The following is an 18,195-nucleotide window of genomic DNA, read 5'->3' as shown; positions in this document are numbered from 1 at the left end:
ACGTACGAACGAGGACCGGCCAGGCGAAACGGATGCTTCGCCTGGCCGGTTTCCGCGGTTCGCGCCGGATCAGAAGTCGAGGTCCTCGGCCATGCTCCAGGGCATGGACGTGCCGCCGGTCGCGGTGGACTCCGCGGGCTTGGCCGCCAGGGCCGCCTTCTTCACCGAATCCGCCACGGCGGGCGCGACGGCGCTGTCGAAGACGCTGGGCACGATGAACGAGGCGTTCAACCGCTCGCCGTCGACCACGTCGGCGATGGCGTTGGCGGCCGCGATCATCATGTTGTCGGTGATCTCGTGCGCGTGCGCGTCCAGCAGACCGCGGAAGACGCCCGGGAACGCCAGCACGTTGTTGATCTGGTTCGGGTAGTCGCTGCGCCCGGTGGCCACGATCGTCGCGTGCTGCTGCGCGGTCAGCGGGTCGATCTCCGGGTCCGGGTTGGCCAGCGCGAACACGATCGCGTCCGAGTTCATCGATGCGACGTCCTCGGCGGTCAGCAGGTTCGGGGCCGACACACCGATGAACACGTCCGCGTCGCGAACGGCGTCGGAGAGCGTGCCGGTGCGCCCGTCCTCGTTGGTGGTGGCGGCGATGTTGCGCAGGTTCTCGTCGGTGTCACCGCGCTCGGAGTGCACGATGCCGTCGATGTCCACCGCGATCACATCGGCGGGTTTGTGGTGCTGCAGCAGCCGGATGATCGCCGAGCCCGCGGCGCCCACGCCGCAGACCACCACGCGGCAGCCGGTGAGGTCCTTCTCGACCACGCGCAGCGCATTGCGCAGCGCACCGAGCACCACGATCGCGGTGCCGTGCTGGTCGTCGTGGAAGACCGGGATGTCGAGCTTCTCGCGCAGCCGGGCCTCGATCTCGAAGCAGCGCGGCGCGGCGATGTCCTCGAGGTTGATGCCGCCGTAGACGGGCGCGATCAGCTCGACGGCGCGGATGATCTCCTCGGTGTCCTGGGTGTCCAGGCACACCGGCCAGGCGTTGACGCCGGAGAACTTCTTGAACAGCGCCGCCTTGCCCTCCATCACCGGCAGCGCGGCCTCCGGGCCGATGTTGCCCAGGCCCAGCACGGCCGATCCGTCGGTGACCACGGCGACGGCGTTGCGCTTGACGGTGAGCCTGCGCGCGTCGTCGGGATTCTCGGCGATCGCGGTGCACACGCGGGCCACGCCCGGGGTGTAGGCGCGGGAGAGGTCGTCGCGGTTGGCGAGCGCGACGCGGGAGTTGACCTCGATCTTGCCGCCGAGGTGCACCAGGAAGGTCCGGTCGGAGACCTTGCGGACCCGCACGCCCGGCAGGTCGCCGAGCATCCCGGTCAGGTCCTCCGCGTGATCGGCCGACAGCGCGTTGCAGGTGATGTCGACGACGATGCGGTCAGCGTGCGACTCGACGACGTCGAACGCGGTGATGACGCCGCCCGCACGACCGATCGCGCTGGTCAGATCACCGGCGGCGCTGGTGGACGGCGGCGCCTCGACGCGCACGGTGATGGAATAACCCGGGCCTGGAACCGGCATGGCACACCCCTGTCGAGCGAACGGCTATGGACTTGTGGGTGCCAGTCCTTCGGCGGCCCCGCGCGGGGCCGCCGAAGCAGATCGCCGAACCAGGACGCAAGCCCTCCGGGTCAACCAAGCGACCGAAACTTCACCCAGTACGAAAAAGCCTAAAACTTTCCCGACTGTGATCTAGATCCGGCCGGTTACCCATCGGTCGCCCTTGACAGGAGCGGTCACTTGTTGCGCTCGGTCACCGGGTGCTCGTAGGGAACGCCGTCCAGCGGGAAGCTGGTGTCACCGAACGGCGACAGCGCGCCCTGCTTATCGGCCACGAGCTCGCTGACCGGGTGCTCGTCGGCACCGGCCTGCGGCCAGCTGGGGTCGATGCGGTCCTTCTTGGTCTTGCCGGCCACGACGTCCTCCTACATTCCGGCTGCGGGCACCGTCCAGTTTGCCGCAACCGCCGCATCGAATTCCGCCAAGGGTGCTGCGCACTACACCCCCGAGCCGCCAGGCGGGTGGCGCGCACCGCCCGCGCCGCCGACCGCCCACGACGCGCGGTGGGCGCGCGGCCGTTGCTGGGTATCGTGGTCTGGATGGCTTCGCTAGCGGAATGGCTGCGGGAGCGCAGCGACGATGAACTCGTGGCGCTGCTCCGCGCGCGCCCGGACCTGGCCACGCCACCGCCCGCCGACACCTCAGTGCTGGCCACGCGCATCAGCGTGCGCTCCTCGGTGGCGCGCGCCTGCGAGGAGCTGGACTCGTTCACCCTGTCCACGCTCGAAGCGCTCGTGCTGCTGGACGCCGACAGCGCCCCGGTGGACCGCGAGGCGATCGCCGAGATGCTCGGTGCTGGCGTGACGCCGCAGCGGGTGCGCCGGTCCGCCGACCGCCTCAAGGAGCTGGCCCTGGCCTGGGGCGCGGACGAGCTCTCCATCCCGTCCACGGTGCGCGAGGTGCTGCCGACCTTCCCCGCCGGTCTGGGCCGCCCCGCCGAGGACCTGTCCGAGTCCGGGGCCAAGGCTGCGCTGGCGGAGCTCGACGAGGACGAGCGGCGGCTGGTCGACAAGCTCGCGGGCGACTCGCCGATCGGGCGCACCAAGGACGCCTCGGCGCGCTTCTCGCTGGAGCAGGCCGCGAACCCGATCCAGCGGCTGCTGGCCAAGGGACTGCTGCTGCGCCGCGACGCCGAGACCGTGGAGCTGCCCCGGCAGCTCGCGCTGGCCGTGCGCGGCGACCGGCCGATGGGGCGGGTCGAGCCCGAGGAACCGTCGCCGGACCTGGTCGAATCCGGCGCGGACCGGGTGGACGCCACCGCGGGCGGTGCCGCGCTGGAACTGCTCCGGCACGTCGAGGAGCTGCTGAAGGCCTGGGAGACCGACCCGCCCGACGTGCTGCGCTCCGGCGGACTGGGCATTCGCGAAGTGCGCCGCACCGCCAAGGCCATGGAGGTCGAGGAGTCCTACCTCGGCCTGCTGGTGGAGGTCGCGTTCGCCGCGAACTTGATCAACAGCACCGAGGACGCCGCGCCGCAGTGGCTGCCGACCATCCAGTCCGACACCTGGCTGGCCTCGCCGCCCGAGCAGCGCTGGGCCGCGCTGGCCGCCGCGTGGCTGGACCTGCCCCGGCTGCCCGGTCTCATCGGCGCCCGCGACGAGAAGGACCGGGTGCTCGGTCCGCTGTCGGAGGACCTGCGCAGACCGCTGGCCCCGAAGGACCGCAGACACATCCTCGGCTACCTCGACGAGCTGCCCGGTGGTTACGGGGTGCGCGCCGACGGCGCGGCGGCCGTGCTGGCATGGCGCTCGCCGCGGCACGGCGGCAAGCTGCGCGACGACCTGGTGCGCTGGACGCTGTCCGAGGCGACCGTGCTGGGGATCGTCGCGCTCGACGCGATGACCACGGCCGGGCGCGCGCTGCTGTTCGACGGCGCCTCAGCGGCCGCGCAGCTGCTCGCCGAGCAGCTGCCCGAGCCGCTCGATCACGTGCTGGTGCAGGCCGACCACACCGTCGTCGCACCGGGCAGGCTGGAACCAGGCCTGGCCGCGGAGATGAAGGTGGTCGCCGAGGTGGAGTCGGCGGGCAGCGCGACGGTCTACCGCGTCGACGAGGACAGCGTGCGCCACGCGCTGGACGCCGGTTACACCGCCGAGGACCTGCACGCGCTGTTCCGGGGCCGGTCCCGGACGCCGATCCCGCAGTCGCTGACCTACCTCATCGACGATGTCGCGCGCAGGCACGGCAAGCTCCGCGCGGGCACCGCTGCGGCCTTCTTGCGCTGCGATGATCCGGTCGCGCTCAGCGAGGTGCTCGGCAAACCGGAGACCGAGGGCCTGGAACTGCGCAGGATCGCGCCGACCGTGCTGGTCAGCCCGCTGCCGCTGGCCGATCTGGTGGAGGGCCTGCGCAGCGCGGGCTTCACGCCGGTCGCCGAGGGGCCCGATGGCAACGTGCTGGACCTGCGCGCCGGCGGGCGCAGGGTCCGCGGCCGCAACCGGCCCGCGCCGCCGACCGGCGTCGCGGCCCCGGACACCGACCAGCTCGGCGATCTGGTCACGCAGCTGCGGGCGGGCGATCGCTCGGCCAGCGCACGCCGCGGTCGCGGCATCGCTCCGGAACGCGGCAGGCCCAGCGCCGAGGCGACGCTGCAACTCCTGCGCGACGCCGCCGCGCAGGAGCAGCACGTCCTGCTCGGCTTCGTGGACACGCACGGGCTGCGCAGCGAGGTGGTGGTTCGCCCGATCTCGGTGGGCGGCGGCGTCCTCCAGGGCGTCGACACGGCGACCCACCAGCCGGGCGCCTTCCCGCTCCACCGGATCACCACGGTCGCGCTGGTCGAGGACTAGCTCGCCGCACTGACAGTTTTGCCTAAAACTGTCCGGACATTTCGGACGCCGCCGCCTGACGGTTTTAGGCAGAACTGCCACATCCGTCAGGTGGTGGCCATGCGTTGGCGCATCGCGTGCTGAACCAGGGTGATGAGCGCCTGCTTGGTGGACTCGCGGTTGCGGGCGTCCACCGAGATCATCGGGACCGATTCGGCGATCGTGAGCGCCTCGCGGACGTCCTCCTGGCGGTGGTGCTGGACGCCGTCGAAGGTGTTGACCGCGACGATGTAGGGCAGCCCCCGGTCGTCGAAGAAGTCGATCGAGGCGAAGGCGTCCGCCAGGCGGCGGGTGTCGACCAGCACCACCGCGCCGATGGCGCCGCGGACCAGGTCGTCCCACATGAACCAGAAGCGGTGCTGACCCGGCGTACCGAACAGGTAGAGGATCAGGTCCGAGTCCAGCGAAACGCGGCCGAAGTCCATGGCCACCGTGGTTGTGACCTTGCCCGGCGTGGCGCTGAGGTCGTCGACCCCGACGCTGGCCTCGGTCATCACCGCTTCGGTGGTCAACGGAACGATCTCGGAGACCGAACCGACAAACGTCGTCTTCCCGACACCGAATCCGCCGGCAACCACGATCTTCGTGGAGGTCTTCTGGTTGCCCGGCGTCGATCGGGGGTCAGAGCCTTCGAAGCCCACTGAGCACCCTCTCCAAGAACTCCATGGACGGCCGATCACCGACGACCATGCCACTGTCGTGAATCAGAACCTGCCCGGTGTCGGCCATGTCGCCGATCAGCACCCGCACGACACCGAGCGGCAGCCGCAGGTGAGCGGCGACCTCGGCGACCGAGCGAGCCTCCGTGCACAGCTCCGAAATCGAGCGGTGCTCGGGCCGGGATTGGGTCGCTTGCGCGCGACCGCGTTCGCTGGTGGTCACCAGCGTCTCGATAGCAAGATCATAATCGGTGCGCGTGCGCCCCCTGGTGCGGGCGTACGGCCGAACGAGCGAACCGCCGTCGTCCTCGGAGTCCAGGTTGCCCGGCGTGGGAATCGCCGGCATGGAGCCCGAGATCGACGGCATGGACTGTGAAATCGGTGGCATCGGCTGCGATATCGACGGCATCGACACCGAAGGCGGCCCTCCGTCGGCGGGCCGCTGCGGCGGCTGCGGCTGGGGCTGCTGCGGTGGTTGCTGCGGCTGGTTGCTGTTCCCCGCGGCGTCGTACCCGCCGGACCCGAACAGGTCGGCGCCCGGACCGCCGAACAGCGCGCGGTCGTAACCACCGGAGGTGTCACCGGCGGATCGCTGGTCGTCGACGAAGTCGTCCTGCCAGGACTCCGCGCTCAGTCGCTTGTTGTAGAGGCGGAACAGGTCACCGTCCCAGCTGGGCTCGGAACCGGCGTTCATTGGTCAGCTCCCCTCGGCTTCCCCAGCCGAATGATCATGCGCGACGATCACCGGCGACCCATGCCCTGCAGCTGCGCGCGCAGCTCCGGCGTGAGCTGACGGCCGACCCGCTCCACGAGCAGGGTCATCTCGTAGGCCACCAGCCCGATATCGGCGTTCGGCGCGGCCAGCACGGCCAGGCAGGAGCCGTCGCTGATGGACATCAGGAACAGGTAGCCCTGCTCCATTTCGACCACGGTCTGGGTGACGTCGCCGGCCTCGAAGCACCGGGCGGCGCCCTGGGTGAGGCTGACCAGGCCGGAGGCCACGGCGGAGAGCTGTTCGGCGCGGTCCCTCGGCAAACCCTGGGAACCGGCCAGTAGCAGACCGTCGGCGGAGACCACGACCGAGTGCGCGACGCCGGGAACCCGACGTACGAAGTCGGTGATCAGCCAACTGAAGCTGTCGCTGCTCATCGGTTGCTGCACGGACCCGTTCACTCCTGCTCCTCGGGACGGCTCGGATTCTTCGGGTGGGGATGTTCGGTGGAAACCGGATCGGACTTCGAGTGCCTGCCCCGCGTGACGCCCTGCTGGAAGTTGGCCATTCGTCCGCGCACGGCATCGGCCGAGCGCGGCTGGGCGGCCTTCTTCCGGGGTTGCTGCGACGTCTGCGGCGCTGCCGAGCCGGGCACGAGGTTGGTCTTCGGAACCCGCTTGGGCAACCCGGCCGAAGTCGTCTCCTGGACCTCAGGGGTCTGCAGCAGCGCTTCGGCGGCCTTCCAGCCGACGTCCGCCGAACCCCAGCCCGGGTCGGGCGTGGTGGTCCGGGGGACCTCGTCGACCGGTTCCGGCTCCGCGGGCGTCGTGTCCGGCAGCGGAGCCTGTTCCGGTTCGGCGGGCTCGGGTTCCGCGGCGGCCGGGGCCTCGTCCACGTCGGACTCCCGGAACCACTGCGAAAGCACGGCTTCGTAGATGGGCAGGCGTTGGGTGGGCGAGTCGTCCATGTCCCATGACTCCCTCGGCTCGTCGTCGGCGTATGCCGGCGACCGGCCATCGGAGCCCGACAACGAAGACATCCCGCCGTCCCAGGACTGCGACGCCGGCTCGGGCCGGCTCGAAGCGCCCCCGCCATCGCCTGGGCCGAATGCCGTGCCGATCCCGTTGCTCAGACCACCACTCGGCGAGTCGGGCTCGCCGGGAGGCGGTGTGGGCATGAAGCTCTGCGTCTTCGCGTCCTCGAACGGGCTGTTGAACAGGTCCGTGGAGGATGTCTCCGACGGTGCCCCGCACTGCCCGTCGAAGCCCGTGTCCGCGCTCGGCCAGACATCGACCCCGACGACATCGTCGTTGGGCGCCCGCCGGTCATCCTCCCATTGGGGGACATCGGTTGCGCCGAACGAACCGCCGTTGGCGAGCGTTACGGAGTACTGAGCGGGCAGTTCGGGTTCGTCGGGCTCGGGCGTGTCGCCCTGCCACGGCTCCTCCTGAGCGGACGAGCTCGGGGAGAACGCCCCCGGCGGCTCGGAGGTGCTCAGGCTGGGCAGCGACGCGCGCTCCGGCGAGGGGTCGAGCGCGGGCCCGCTGCCGTTGGTCCCCGGCCGCGGCGAGGCGCCGCCGAACGCGGCCGCCAGCCCGACGTGGTTGCCGGTGGACTCGCCGCCCTGACCGGAGTCGCCGCCGATCGGCGCGCGCGGCACGTCCGGCATCGGAACCGGCCCGTCCGGGGTGAGCTGCATGACGTACTCGCCGGCCACGTGCACGGTGGCGGTGACGCCGCCTTCCAAGCCCTCGTTGTTGTGCAGCTCCACGTGGATGTTGTGGCGCTGCGAGAGCTGGCCGACCACGAACAGACCCATGCGGCGGGAGACGGCGACGTCGATCTCCGGCGGCCGCGTGAGCCGCTCGTTGATCTCGTCGATCTCCCCGCTGTCGATGCCGACACCGCGGTCGCGGATCTCGATGACCAGCTGCTGGCGGCGGTAGGCGGTGCGGACGGTGACCTCGGTCTCCGGGTTGGAGAACACCGTGGCGTTCTCCAGCAGCTCGGCGATCAGGTGCACGAAGTCGTTGACCACGCGGCCCTGCAGGGCCAGGTCCGGGGCGTCGACCACGGCGACCCGCGCGTACTGCTCGACCTCGGAGACCGCGGCGCCGAGGACCTCGTTGAGCGGCACCGGGCGGGTGGTGCGCCGGGTCAGGTCGGTACCGCCGAGAATCAGCAGGTTCTCGTTGTTCCGCCGCATCCGGGTCGCCAGGTGGTCCAGCTCGAACAGCTGGGAAAGCTGGTCCGGATCCTGCTCGTCCTGCTCCAGCTTGTCGATCAGCGCCAGCTGGCGCTGCACCAGCGTCTGGCTCCGGCGGGCGAGGTTGACGAACAGGTCGTTGACGTTGTTGCGCAGCATGGCCTGCTCGACGGCCAGCCGCAGCGCCTGCTGGTGCACCGCGTCGAAGGTGCGGGCCACCTGCCCGATCTCCTCGTTGGTGTAGACCGGCACCGTCGGGACCGTGGTGTTGTTCACCGCGCTCGGACTGTCGGTGACCCGGTTGATCGCGTCCGGCAGGCTCTGCTGGGCAATCTCCAGCGCGCTGTAGCGCAGGGTGCGCAGCGGCTGCAGCATCGAGCGGGCGATGAAGGCCGCGACGCCGAAGGCGACGATCAGCAGCAGCGCGACCAGCGCGGAGTCGCGGATCAGCAGCCAGCGGGCCGAGTCCGCCAGCGCCGTGGCGTCGCTGTGCAGGTCGTCGAGCACGTCGGACTCGACCGCGCGGACGAGATCGGTGCGCTCACCGGAGACCTGCGCCCAGGCCTGCGGGTCGATGCCGAGGTTCTGGTTCTCCTGGTCGTTGTCGTAGGCGATGAGCGCGGACTGCTCCATCTGCTCGGAGCGGTCCACGGCCGCACCCGCGACCCGCTGGGCGTACAGCCAGCGCTGCTGCGGGTCCGCCGCCGCTTCGAACTCGGCGAAGGCGGCCTCGAACCGCGCGTCCGCGGCGCGCATGTCGTCCGGCTGACCGGTCAGGAACTCGTCCCGAAGCGCGGCGCTGAGCAGGATCGACCGCTCCTGGGCCAGGTGCTCCTTGGCGTCGCCGAGGGAGGCCGCAGCACGGGCCGCCGAGCTGGTCGAGGTGTTGGCCGTCGAGTTGGCGACCGCTGTGTTGATCTTGAGCAGGTTCTCGATCACCGAGTTGTAGGCGACCAGCGTCTGCGGGCTGGTGAAGCCCGTGTTCACCGTCTGGCGCAGCGCCTGGAGGCTGCCCACCCGGTGCTCTGCGCTGCGGAAGGCCCCGGCCACGCTCGGGGTGAACTCGCCGATCTCCGATTCGAAGGAGCGCAGCTGGTCCACCGCGGCGTCCACGCGCTGGGTCTGCGCGTCGTAGTCGCCTGCGTTGGCCCCGCCGTTGCTGGTGGTGCGCACAATCGCGATGTCGCGCTCGCGCTGCAGCTCGTGAGTGACCTCCGAGGCCTGCTGGACCAGCTCGACCTCGTCGACGATGGTCTGCATCCGCGACTCGGTGGCCAGCCCATCGTAGAGACGCACACCACCGACGCCGAGCGCGGCCAGCGTCGGCACGAGCAGAACGGCGGCCATCTTGTACCTGAGGCGCCAGTTGCGCAGCCACCAGGATTTGGTCTGGGTGGCAGCCGGATCGGCTGCACCGGCTCCGGTCCCGCGGTCGTTGTTGAGCATCCCTGTTTCCTGCGCTGCGGCGGACATGTGCGGCACCGCCACGGCCTAGCCGTCCTTCCGAGCCGTGACAGCGAAGATCATTGTGGTGGGAAGGCGCCCGTGTACCGACCTAGACACGTCGAACACCCACGAGCGGGTCAGCGGTCTCGATTTTGAGAACCCGCAGACCCGGACTCTGTCAGCCGGGCTCGCCATCACACTCCCTGGTCACAACGTGCATCCCCCGAAGCAGAGGCCAGTCACCTCGACGGGCGAGACTATACTTAACCCCGCGTCACACGTCAGGCCCCCAACGAGAGTGTTCATCACTCTTTAGGGTGGCTTAAGAGAACAACTGCGCCAATCGTGTGACCTAAGTGTAATTACGCCTGGTTGTGGGCGGTTAGTTCAACGCTTTACAGTTCTCCTGCGCCCGGCCCCACCACAGATCCGAGAGCGAGCCCTCGACGCCGCGGTCCTCGCCGATCTTCGGTTCGTGGCGCGAACTCCGCGGTGCCCGGCGGAGCCTCCGGCGCCGTCGCACCTGGGAGCGTGGCAGGGGGTCGTTCCGCGCCGGATCGGCGGCCATACCCACCCGAATTTCTGCGGCGCACGCCCGCGCCGACGCGAGGAGGACTCACGATGACCCTGACCGACCGCGCCCTGTCGCGCCGAGGTCTGCTCAAGCTCGCAGGCGGAACCGCCACCGCCGGCGCACTCATGGGCGCCAGCGGCTGCGGCCTGCTCGGCGGCTCGGAATCCGCGAGCAGCGGTAACGGCCAGGTGGAAAAGCCCAACATCAAGGTGGGTGCGCTGCCGATCTCCGACTTGGCGCCGCTGCACCTCGCCGTGCGCGAGGGCATGTTCAAGCAGGAAGGGCTCAACGTCGAGATCGTCACGGCCTCCGACGGCAGCGCCGCGCTGTCCAGCACCATCGGCGGTGACTACGACATCACCTACTCCAGCTACGTGCCGTTCTTCGCCGCGCAGGCCAAGGGCGTGGCGGACCTGAAGATCGTGGCCGACTGCGGCGCGGGCGCGCCGAACACCACGGTGATCATGACCAGGCCGTCCTCGAACGTGCGCACGCCGCAGGACCTGGCCAACGCCAGCATCGCCATCTCCGGCCCGCGCACCATCTCGGAACTCCTGGTCAAGGCCACCATGAAGGCCTACGGCGTGGACTACGCGCAGACCGAGTTCGCACCGGTGCCGTTCCCGACCATGCCCGCGGCGCTCGAGCAGGGCCGGGTGGACGCGGCGATCCTGACGGAGCCCTTCCTGACCCAGGCCGCCCGCAAGATCGGCGCCGTTCCGGTCGCCGACACCAACACCGGCCCGCTGGAAGACCTCCCGCTGACCGGCTACGGCGCGACCGCGCAGTTCACCGAGGAGAACCCGAAGACCGTCGCCGCCTTCAAGCGCGCGATGGACAAGGCCGTGGCCATGGCCCAGGACCGCAGCAAGGTCGAGCCGCTGCTGCCGGAATTCGCCAAGGTGGACGAGCAGACGGCCTCGATCATGTCGCTGCTGAAGTTCAACTCCAAGCCGGACGCCACTCGCCTGCAGCGCGTTCCCCGCCTGATGAAGGAGTTCGGCTTCATCGACGCCGACATCGACGTTTCGAAGATGATCGTTCGGCCGCAGAACAGCTGACCCGAACGCGACCGCGGGAAGGCCGCGGGGGTTCGTCGCTCGACGTTCCTCCCGCGGCCTTTTTGTTCGTCTGGAATTTTCCCAGTTTTCAACGTCGGTACGCAGAAATGGCCATTCCGGTCACTCAGGGTCTTCTCCATTGGCAGCCAGTGATCACGAGCCCGCCGCTGAGTTACCCAACACAACGAGCTAATTACTTTTCGTTGTCGCTTCCGGTTCCACCTCCTACAGTTCGTCACGCTGAAAAGCCGGTCCGGGCGAAACGGGGTCACCAACCCAGCACGACGCAGGCGCCCGCGGGTGCCACGGGAGACGCGCCCGGACCCGACGCCCATCCCCGGCCCACGGCAACCGTCGTGACACACGCCATGCCAGGAGGATCCAGATGCGTCCGTCGTCCCGCGCCGTAGCCCGTCGCGACATGCTCAAGCTCGCCGGTGGTGTGGCCACCGCAGGTGCGTTGATGGGCAGCAGCGGCTGCGGCCTCCTCGGAGGTTCGGAACGAGCGCAGTCGTCCGGGAACGGGCAGGTGGAGAAGCCGAGCATCAAGGTCGGCGCGCTGCCCACCGCTGAGCTCGCACCGCTGCACTACGCCGCGCAGCAGGGCCTCTTCGAGAACGAGGGCCTCGACGTGGAGATCGTCACAGCCTCCGACGGCGCCACCGCGCTGAACAACGCGATCGGCGGCGACTACGACATCACGTTCTCCAGCTACGTTCCGATCATCGCGGCGCAGGCCAAGGGCGTGGCCGATCTGAAGATCATCGCCGACTGCGCCTCGGCGGTGCCGAACAGCTGCCTGATCATGTCCACTCCGGACTCCGGGGTGCGCAGCCCGACCGACCTGGCGGGCAAGCGGATCGCGATCAGCGGCACCGGCACCATCTCCGAGCTGATGGTCAAGGCCTCGATGAAGGCCAACAACGTGCCCTACGACCAGGTGAAGTGGAGCCCGCTGGGCTTCGCGAACACCCCGAAGGCACTGGAAGCCGGTGATGTGGACGCCGCGATGCTGGTCGAGCCCTTCCTGACGTTGGCGGCCCGCAACGCCGGCGCCGTCCCGGTGCTCGACTGCGCCACCGGCCCGCTGGAGGACCTGCCACTGGTGGGCTACGTCTCCAACGCGCAATTCGCGCAGCAGAATCCCAAGACGATCGAGGCGTTCCAGCGCGCGATGGGCAAAGCGGTCAGCGCCTGCCAGGACCGGTCCAAGGTGGAACCGCTGCTACCGCAATTCGCCAAGATCGATGAGCAGACTGCGTCGGTCATCACACTGCTGAAGATGAACAACCGCCCGGACGCCACCCGGCTGCAGCGCATTCCCCGGTTAATGCTGGAATTCAACTACATCGACAAGAACATCGACGTGGCGAGCATGATCATCGCTCCGCCGCAGAGCTGATTGCGGGAAATGACGAGAACACTCCGGGGCCTCCTCGGACTGCTGGGCTTCCTGCTCGTGTGGGAGGCCTTCAGCAGGTCCGGGTTCGTCGCCCAGCGGTACCTGCCACCGCCCACAACGGTGTTCGCCAGGTTCGCGCAACTGATGGGCGACACCTCATTTCTGCTCGATCTGGTCGCGACCGTGCTGGCCTGGGCCATCGCGCTGGGCATCTCGATCGCCATCGCCGTGCCGCTCGGCCTGCTGCTCGGCAGCGTCCGCGGCATCCGGGTCGCCACCCGGGCGATCATCGAGTTCCTCCGCCCGATCCCCTCGGTCGCGCTGATCCCACTGGCCATCGTGCTGGTCGGTTCCGGCCCGGAAACCAAGATCGCGCTGGCCGTCTACGCGGCGGTGTGGCCGATCCTGTTCAACACGATCTACGCGCTCGACGAGATCGACCCGGTGATGGTCGACACAGCGCGGTCGTTCGGCCTGGGACGCGGCAGGACCATGTTCACGGTCGCGCTGCCGCACGCGGCGCCGTTCGTGCTCACCGGGATCCGGATGTCGGCGACGGTCGCGCTGATCCTGGTGGTCAGCACCGAGTTCCTCGCCGGTGGCGGCAGCGGGCTGGGCAGCTTCGTGCTGGAAGCCAGCACCGGTGCGGGCCGGATGGACCTGGTGCTGGCGGGCACGCTGGTCGCGGGCATCGTCGGCTACTTGATCAACGAGGCACTCGAGCTGGTGCAGAAGCGCGGGCTGCGGTGGAGCTCGGTGGATCGGGAGGCGCTGTGAGCAAGGCGAGTTCGTTCCTGCGGCAGTGGCTCGTGCTGATCATCGCGGTCGGGCTGTGGGAGCTGGGCACGCAGCTGTCCCAGCACCCATTCTTCCCACCGCCGAGCAAGATCGTCACCACCGCGGGCGAGAAGTGGTTCAGCGGACCGGCCTCGGACCTGTTCCTGACCTCCGAGGCCTACGGCGACATGCTGGCCAGCCTCGGCCGGGTCGGATTCGGCTGGCTGCTGGCCGTGCTCGTCGGCGTCTCGGTGGGCACGATGCTGGGGCGGTCCCGGACCGCGCTGGACTACGTCGGCCCGCTGATGGCCTTCATGCGCGCCATCCCGTCGCCCGTGCTGGTCCCGGTGTTCATCGTGCTGCTGGGCATCGGCGCGCAGATGCAGATCACCGTGATCGTGTTCAGCGTGCTGTGGCCGATCCTGCTCAACACCGTCGACGGCGCTCGCTCGGTGGACCAGGTCAAGTTCGACACGGCCCGGTCGTTCGGGATCCCGCGAATGCACTGGATCTTCGGCGTGGTGCTCCCGGCGGCGGCTCCCAAGATCTTCGCCGGTCTGCGGGTTAGCCTGTCGTTGTCGCTGGTGGTGATGGTCGTTTCGGAGCTGGTCGGCTCCACCAACGGCATCGGCTACCGGCTGATGTTCGACCAGCGGCAGTTCGACTTCCCGGCGATGTGGGCGGGCATCGTGCTGCTGGGCGTCCTGGGATACGTACTGAACACCCTGCTGCTCATGGTGGAACGCCGAGCGCTGAGCTGGCAGCCCACGTCGGCTGACCAAGTTGTCGGAGGCTGAGATGACCCGAAACAACCCCATGCTGGAAGTCTCCGGACTCGGGCACCGCTACGGCGGCGCGCACGGGCACGAGGCCATCTCCGAGCTGAACTTCTCGGTCGACAGCGGTGAGCTGGCCTGCATCGTCGGCCCGTCCGGCTGCGGCAAGTCGACGCTGCTGCGCTCGATCTCCGGGCTGATCAAGCCGACCTCGGGCGATGTCCGGCTGCACGGCGACGACGTCAAGGGCGAGGTGCCTCGCGATCTCGCCGTGGTGTTCCAGGACTACAGCCGCTCGCTGTTCCCGTGGCTGTCGGTGCGCGCCAACGTCGAGTTCCCGCTGCGTTCGCGCGACCTGAGCAAGTCCGAGCGGCGTGCCCGCGCCGACGAGGTGCTGGAGTGGGTCGGTCTGGCGGGCGCGGCGAAGAAGTACCCGTGGCAGCTCTCCGGCGGCATGCAGCAGCGCGTGTCCATCGCCCGCGCGCTGGCCTGCCGCCCGGCGCTGCTGCTGATGGACGAGCCGTTCGCCTCGGTGGACGCCCAGACCCGCTTCGAGCTGGAGGACCTGCTGCTGCGGGTCCGCAAGCAGTTCGACAGCACCGTCCTGCTGGTCACCCACGACATCGACGAGAGCATCTACCTGGCCGACCGCGTCTTCGTCCTGTCGAAGTCGCCGGCCACGGTGGTCAAGGACCTGGAGATCCCGCTCGGCGAGGACCGCGACCAGATCAGCACCCGCGAGTCGGAGACCTTCGTCCACCTGCGCTCCGAGGTTGCCCGCCTCCTGGACGTTCGCAGCGCGGCGAAACCCACCGAAAAGGCCTGACCCGCACGCGAGAAGGCCCGGCCGAGCACCCCGCTCGACCGGGCCTTTTCACGTCCAGCACCCGCAACGGCGAAGCCACCAGCGGCACCCGAGCAGGGGACGTGACAGTTTTGCCTAAAACTGTACGGTCACCAAGACCTCACAGTTTTAGGCAAAACTGTCACCGCGCCTGCCCGCACCGCCACGCAGAACGAGCCAAGCGAGATTCTCAGTACAGGAACCGCTGGCCCGGGTCGACCTTGACGTGCAGGAGGGTGGGCCCCTGCTTCCCGGCGAACTCCTCCTCGAGCGCGGCCGTCAGCTCCTCGGGCTTCTCGATGGTCTTGGCCGGGCAGCCGAGGCTGGTGGCCAGCTCGTTGAAGTCGATCCCGCCGAGCTCGACTCCGGGCAGCTTGCTGCCACCCGCGGCCTCGCCGAGCACCGCCACCGCCGCGTACTTGGAGTTGTCCAGGATCACGAAGGTGATCGGCGCCTGCTCGCGCACGGCGGTCCAGATGGACTGGATGCCGTACATGCTGGAGCCGTCGCCGATCAGCCCGACCGTGCGGCGGGAGGTGTCAGCCATGGCCACACCGACGGCAGCTCCGACGCCGTAGCCCAGCGCCCCGGAGAACCCGGCGAAGAACCCGCCGTCCCGGTTGGTGATCGGGAAGAACTCGTGCAGGTCGTTGCGGTGGCTCGGCGCCTCTTCGACCACGGCGGCGTCGGCAGGCAGCGCCCGGGTGATGGTGTCGAAGACGTACGCCGCGGTCATCGGGCTGGACGCGGCCGGCTTGTCCGGGCGGGGCATCGGCGTCGGCTGCTGCCGCCCGGCGTGCCCGACCTGCGCGTTGAGCTGCGGGATCGCGTGCGCCATGGTGCCCTGCACACCGCGACCGCTGCGGGCGCGGGCGAGCACGTCCGGGTCGTCGTGCACGAGGAACAGCTCGGGCAGCGCGATGTCGGTCTCACCGCGGTAGACGTGGTAGGTGAACGCGGGCGCGCCGAAGACCGCGACCAGGTCGTAGGCGGACAGCTCCTGGCTGAGCAGCTTCTGCTCGGGCTGCAGGAATCCCGCGAAGTTCGGGTGGTCCTCGGGGAACGAGCAGCGCGGCGACATCGGCGGCACCCACACGGCCGCGCCGGTCTTCTCGGCCAGCTCGACGAACTCGTCGACCACGCCGTCCTGGTCCACGGCCGGGCCGGCCACGAACGCGGGCCGCGCGCAGTCGCGCAGCGATTCGGCGAGCTGGCCCACCGCGCTCGGGTCGGGCGCGAAGCCGGGAGTGATCGGGCGCGCGGAGACCTCGACGCCGGGTTCGTCCCAGTCGTCGGCGGGGATCGACACGAAAACCGGCCCGTAGGGCGGGGTCGTGGCCATCTGGTAGGCCCGCTGCAGCGCGGCGGGCACGTCGGCGGCGCGCGCGGGCTCGTAGCTCCACTTCACGTAGGGCTTGGGGAAGTTGGCGGCCTCGGTCGCCCCGAGGAAGGGTTCGCCGAACATCACGGTCCGGGTCTGCTGCCCGGCGGTGATGACCATCGGCGTGCGGTTGCGGTAGGCGGTGAACACCGCGCCCAGCGCGTGCCCGACTCCACCTGCCGAGTGCAGGTTGACCAGCACCGGCTCCCGGCGCGATTGCGCGTACCCGTCGGCCATCGACACGACCACGGATTCCTGCAGCCCCAGCACGTACCGGAAGTCGTCGGGCCACCCGGTCAGGAAGGGCACCTCAGTCGTGCCCGGGTTGCCGAACACCGTCGTCAGGCCCAGTTCGCGCATCAGCCCCCTGGTGATGTCGCGAACCGTGCGGTCCTCGCTGCCCATCGAAGTCCTCCTCCAGCTCGTTCTGCGCACATCACAGCAGAACGGACGTCGTTAGCGGAAACAAAGGTGTCGAATCGCAACGCCGCGAAATCGGACGTCGGTCGGCCGACCGGCATGGGCGCTACGCGCCCTGGACCTCGGAGAAGCACACGGTTTCCCGGCTGAAGACGTAGTAGCCCTCGTTCTCGCGGCAGATCGTCTCCGGGTCCTGGCCGGGCGCGACGCGCGTGACCTGGTCCTGCGCGGCGCCGCAGGCGATCTTGAGCGGCAGCACGGCCGCGTCCTGCTGGAACGACGTCAGGCAGTCGCCCGTGCGCACGTCGAGCCGGAGGCAGTAGGTGGTGTCCCGGTGGACGTTCGCGTAGTCGTCCCCGCACATCGCGAGGTCGTGGCCGCCCCGGACGCTGACGACCCGGTAGTCGGAGTCGGGCGAGCCGCACTCGGCCGAGGACATCGACCCACCGCGTTCGTCCTCCAGGGACATGCACTCCCCCGCCTTGATCTCGTCCGGCGAGAGGAGCACCGTCACCAGCGCGATCGCCGCGAGGACCAGCACCACGAGTCCACCCCCGACCAGCCCGAGGATCAACCCGTTCCGGTTCTTGCGCGGCGGCTGCGGCGGCGGCCCGCCCGCCACCTGCTGCCAGAAGTTCTGCTGCGGGTGGAAACCGCCCGGATGCGGGGCGCCACCGGGATAGTGCGCACCCTGCGGCTGGCCCCACTGCGGCGGCTGCCCCTGGGGCTGCGGCGGCTGACCCCCGTGCGGATGGGGGCCCGGCTGCGGGCCGTGCGGCCCTTGCTGCGGCGGGTAGTTCACGGGCCCTCCGAGGTCAACGACGCTTCCCCGGGGGAATCTACCTACCCGCGAGCACCCCAGCGGGCGCCGGGAGCGCCCGCCCGCTGAGCATCCTCACCCCGCCGCGGAGTCGCGGCGGAGGACGAACATGAACGGCGCCCGCAGGCCGCGCAGGTCCATCGCGCCGAGCAGGGTGTTCTCGTCGACCTTGCGGAACGGGTCGTAGATCGGCAGGGAGTCGTAGATCATCGCGGCCGAGGAGACCCCGCGGTACTCGACCATGCGCAACCTCGCCCGTGGCTCGCGCGTGGTCAGCAACGGCACGAGGCGGGTGAACAGCTTCCCCACCACCGGGTTGTTCAGCTTGTCCGCGATGTTGAGCACGAGGCCCATCGGCACGAACGCCGGGTTCACGCTGACCACCCGGCCGCCGGAGCCGGTGAACAGCAGCGGGTGGGCGTCGTCCGGGCCGTCGAACCGCTTCCCGTACCAGCCGAAGCGCTCGAGCAGGCCGTCGAAGGGGTTTCCGGTGTCGATCCCGTTGCCCCGCCAAGTGCCGGTCAGCTCCGCCACCCGGGCCGGTGGGAGCGAGTCGAAGAACTCCAGCGCCGACTCCAGCGAGGCTCCGGCCTCCAGCTGCACCAGCTCGTCCTGCGCGGTCATGTCTCCTCCTGGCTCGGGGCCCCTGCGACTCCTCCGACGGGGCGGTCTCGGTACGACCCGCCCCGGCCCGCGCGATTCGGGTCACGGCCGAGGCCGTGCGGC

At 69.7% G+C, this 18,195-nt stretch carries 15 protein-coding genes; 6 read left to right on the top strand and 9 right to left on the bottom strand.

Features of this window, described 5'->3' with window-relative positions; all coding sequences use genetic code 11:
- Positions 1 to 69: 69 nt before the first annotated feature.
- A complete protein-coding gene (locus tag ABD289_RS06120) occupies positions 70 to 1,524 on the bottom strand; it encodes an NAD-dependent malic enzyme (RefSeq protein ID WP_344127507.1) in 1,455 nt (484 codons plus the stop codon).
- 215 nt (positions 1,525 to 1,739) lie between these two features.
- The gene (locus ABD289_RS06115; RefSeq protein WP_344127505.1) at positions 1,740 to 1,919 is read right to left on the bottom strand and encodes a hypothetical protein; all 180 of its coding nucleotides are present in this window, start codon (positions 1,917 to 1,919) and stop codon (positions 1,740 to 1,742) included.
- Positions 1,920 to 2,102: 183 nt separating this feature from the next.
- Between ABD289_RS06115 and ABD289_RS06110 the strand changes: the two genes are divergently transcribed.
- On the top strand, positions 2,103 to 4,352 hold the full coding sequence (locus ABD289_RS06110) for a helicase-associated domain-containing protein (RefSeq protein WP_344127503.1): 2,250 nt from the start codon (positions 2,103 to 2,105) through the stop codon (positions 4,350 to 4,352).
- 86 nt (positions 4,353 to 4,438) lie between these two features.
- Here ABD289_RS06110 and ABD289_RS06105 read toward each other — a convergent pair whose 3' ends face one another.
- Genes ABD289_RS06105 through ABD289_RS06090 form a run of 4 tightly spaced genes read right to left on the bottom strand, consistent with a single transcriptional unit; the run spans position 4,439 to position 9,441 of the window.
- Complete coding sequence (locus ABD289_RS06105; protein WP_344127500.1) at positions 4,439 to 5,032, bottom strand: GTP-binding protein; 594 nt, start codon at positions 5,030 to 5,032, stop codon at positions 4,439 to 4,441.
- The gene (locus ABD289_RS06100) at positions 5,013 to 5,744 is read right to left on the bottom strand and encodes a DUF742 domain-containing protein (RefSeq protein WP_344127498.1); all 732 of its coding nucleotides are present in this window, start codon (positions 5,742 to 5,744) and stop codon (positions 5,013 to 5,015) included. The genes ABD289_RS06105 and ABD289_RS06100 overlap by 20 nt, the downstream gene beginning before the upstream one ends.
- A 47-nt stretch (positions 5,745 to 5,791) precedes the next feature.
- Positions 5,792 to 6,199 carry a roadblock/LC7 domain-containing protein gene (locus ABD289_RS06095; protein ID WP_344128079.1) on the bottom strand — a complete coding sequence of 136 codons (408 nt, stop codon included), beginning with the start codon at positions 6,197 to 6,199 and terminating at the stop codon, positions 5,792 to 5,794.
- A gap of 20 nt (positions 6,200 to 6,219) precedes the next feature.
- Complete coding sequence (locus ABD289_RS06090) at positions 6,220 to 9,441, bottom strand: nitrate- and nitrite sensing domain-containing protein (protein ID WP_344127495.1); 3,222 nt, start codon at positions 9,439 to 9,441, stop codon at positions 6,220 to 6,222.
- A gap of 594 nt (positions 9,442 to 10,035) precedes the next feature.
- Between ABD289_RS06090 and ABD289_RS06085 the strand changes: the two genes are divergently transcribed.
- The 5 genes from ABD289_RS06085 to ABD289_RS06065 all read left to right on the top strand — a co-directional run bounded on the left by ABD289_RS06085 (position 10,036) and on the right by ABD289_RS06065 (position 14,830).
- Entirely contained in the window at positions 10,036 to 11,049 is a 1,014-nt protein-coding gene (locus ABD289_RS06085) for an ABC transporter substrate-binding protein (protein ID WP_344127492.1), read from the top strand.
- A 385-nt stretch (positions 11,050 to 11,434) separates the two neighbouring features.
- Positions 11,435 to 12,451 carry an ABC transporter substrate-binding protein gene (locus ABD289_RS06080; RefSeq protein ID WP_344127489.1) on the top strand — a complete coding sequence of 339 codons (1,017 nt, stop codon included), beginning with the start codon at positions 11,435 to 11,437 and terminating at the stop codon, positions 12,449 to 12,451.
- A gap of 9 nt (positions 12,452 to 12,460) precedes the next feature.
- On the top strand, positions 12,461 to 13,228 hold the full coding sequence (locus tag ABD289_RS06075; protein ID WP_344127486.1) for an ABC transporter permease: 768 nt from the start codon (positions 12,461 to 12,463) through the stop codon (positions 13,226 to 13,228).
- A complete protein-coding gene (locus ABD289_RS06070) occupies positions 13,225 to 14,025 on the top strand; it encodes an ABC transporter permease (RefSeq protein WP_344127484.1) in 801 nt (266 codons plus the stop codon). The genes ABD289_RS06075 and ABD289_RS06070 overlap by 4 nt, the downstream gene beginning before the upstream one ends.
- Before the next feature lies 1 nt (position 14,026).
- Positions 14,027 to 14,830 (top strand): ABC transporter ATP-binding protein, encoded by an 804-nt coding sequence (locus ABD289_RS06065; protein ID WP_425564580.1) that lies wholly within the window; start codon positions 14,027 to 14,029, stop codon positions 14,828 to 14,830.
- Between the two features lie 208 nt (positions 14,831 to 15,038).
- On the opposite strand, the gene mdlC is transcribed toward ABD289_RS06065, so the two are convergent.
- The 3 genes from mdlC to ABD289_RS06050 form a co-directional block, all read right to left on the bottom strand.
- Positions 15,039 to 16,634, bottom strand: coding sequence for a benzoylformate decarboxylase (mdlC, locus tag ABD289_RS06060; protein WP_344127482.1), 1,596 nt, complete (start codon positions 16,632 to 16,634; stop codon positions 15,039 to 15,041).
- A gap of 121 nt (positions 16,635 to 16,755) precedes the next feature.
- Positions 16,756 to 17,451: an LppU/SCO3897 family protein gene (locus tag ABD289_RS06055; protein WP_344127480.1), complete on the bottom strand. Its 696-nt coding sequence runs from the start codon at positions 17,449 to 17,451 to the stop codon at positions 16,756 to 16,758.
- 93 nt (positions 17,452 to 17,544) lie between these two features.
- Positions 17,545 to 18,093 carry a DUF4334 domain-containing protein gene (locus ABD289_RS06050; protein ID WP_344127477.1) on the bottom strand — a complete coding sequence of 183 codons (549 nt, stop codon included), beginning with the start codon at positions 18,091 to 18,093 and terminating at the stop codon, positions 17,545 to 17,547.
- Between the last annotated feature and the right edge of the window lie 102 nt (positions 18,094 to 18,195).

Origin of the sequence: Saccharopolyspora halophila (assembly GCF_039531955.1) — a bacterium.
Lineage (GTDB): Bacteria > Actinomycetota > Actinomycetes > Mycobacteriales > Pseudonocardiaceae > Saccharopolyspora > Saccharopolyspora halophila.
The sequence above is the reverse complement of the archived record's forward strand: the minus strand, read 5'-3'. Positions and strand labels throughout refer to the sequence as shown.

Excerpts from the sequence above, each read along its gene's own strand:
- ABD289_RS06120 (WP_344127507.1), bottom strand. The coding sequence starts at position 1,524 with ATGCCGGTTCCAGGCCCGGGTTATTCCATCACCGTGCGCGTCGAGGCG.
- ABD289_RS06110 (WP_344127503.1), top strand. The coding sequence starts at position 2,103 with ATGGCTTCGCTAGCGGAATGGCTGCGGGAGCGCAGCGACGATGAACTC.
- ABD289_RS06100 (WP_344127498.1), bottom strand. The coding sequence starts at position 5,744 with ATGAACGCCGGTTCCGAGCCCAGCTGGGACGGTGACCTGTTCCGCCTC.
- ABD289_RS06095 (WP_344128079.1), bottom strand. The coding sequence starts at position 6,199 with ATGAGCAGCGACAGCTTCAGTTGGCTGATCACCGACTTCGTACGTCGG.
- ABD289_RS06090 (WP_344127495.1), bottom strand. The coding sequence starts at position 9,441 with ATGTCCGCCGCAGCGCAGGAAACAGGGATGCTCAACAACGACCGCGGG.
- ABD289_RS06085 (WP_344127492.1), top strand. The coding sequence starts at position 10,036 with ATGACCCTGACCGACCGCGCCCTGTCGCGCCGAGGTCTGCTCAAGCTC.
- ABD289_RS06080 (WP_344127489.1), top strand. The coding sequence starts at position 11,435 with ATGCGTCCGTCGTCCCGCGCCGTAGCCCGTCGCGACATGCTCAAGCTC.
- ABD289_RS06075 (WP_344127486.1), top strand. The coding sequence starts at position 12,461 with ATGACGAGAACACTCCGGGGCCTCCTCGGACTGCTGGGCTTCCTGCTC.
- ABD289_RS06065 (WP_425564580.1), top strand. The coding sequence starts at position 14,027 with ATGACCCGAAACAACCCCATGCTGGAAGTCTCCGGACTCGGGCACCGC.
- mdlC (WP_344127482.1), bottom strand. The coding sequence starts at position 16,634 with ATGGGCAGCGAGGACCGCACGGTTCGCGACATCACCAGGGGGCTGATG.
- ABD289_RS06050 (WP_344127477.1), bottom strand. The coding sequence starts at position 18,093 with ATGACCGCGCAGGACGAGCTGGTGCAGCTGGAGGCCGGAGCCTCGCTG.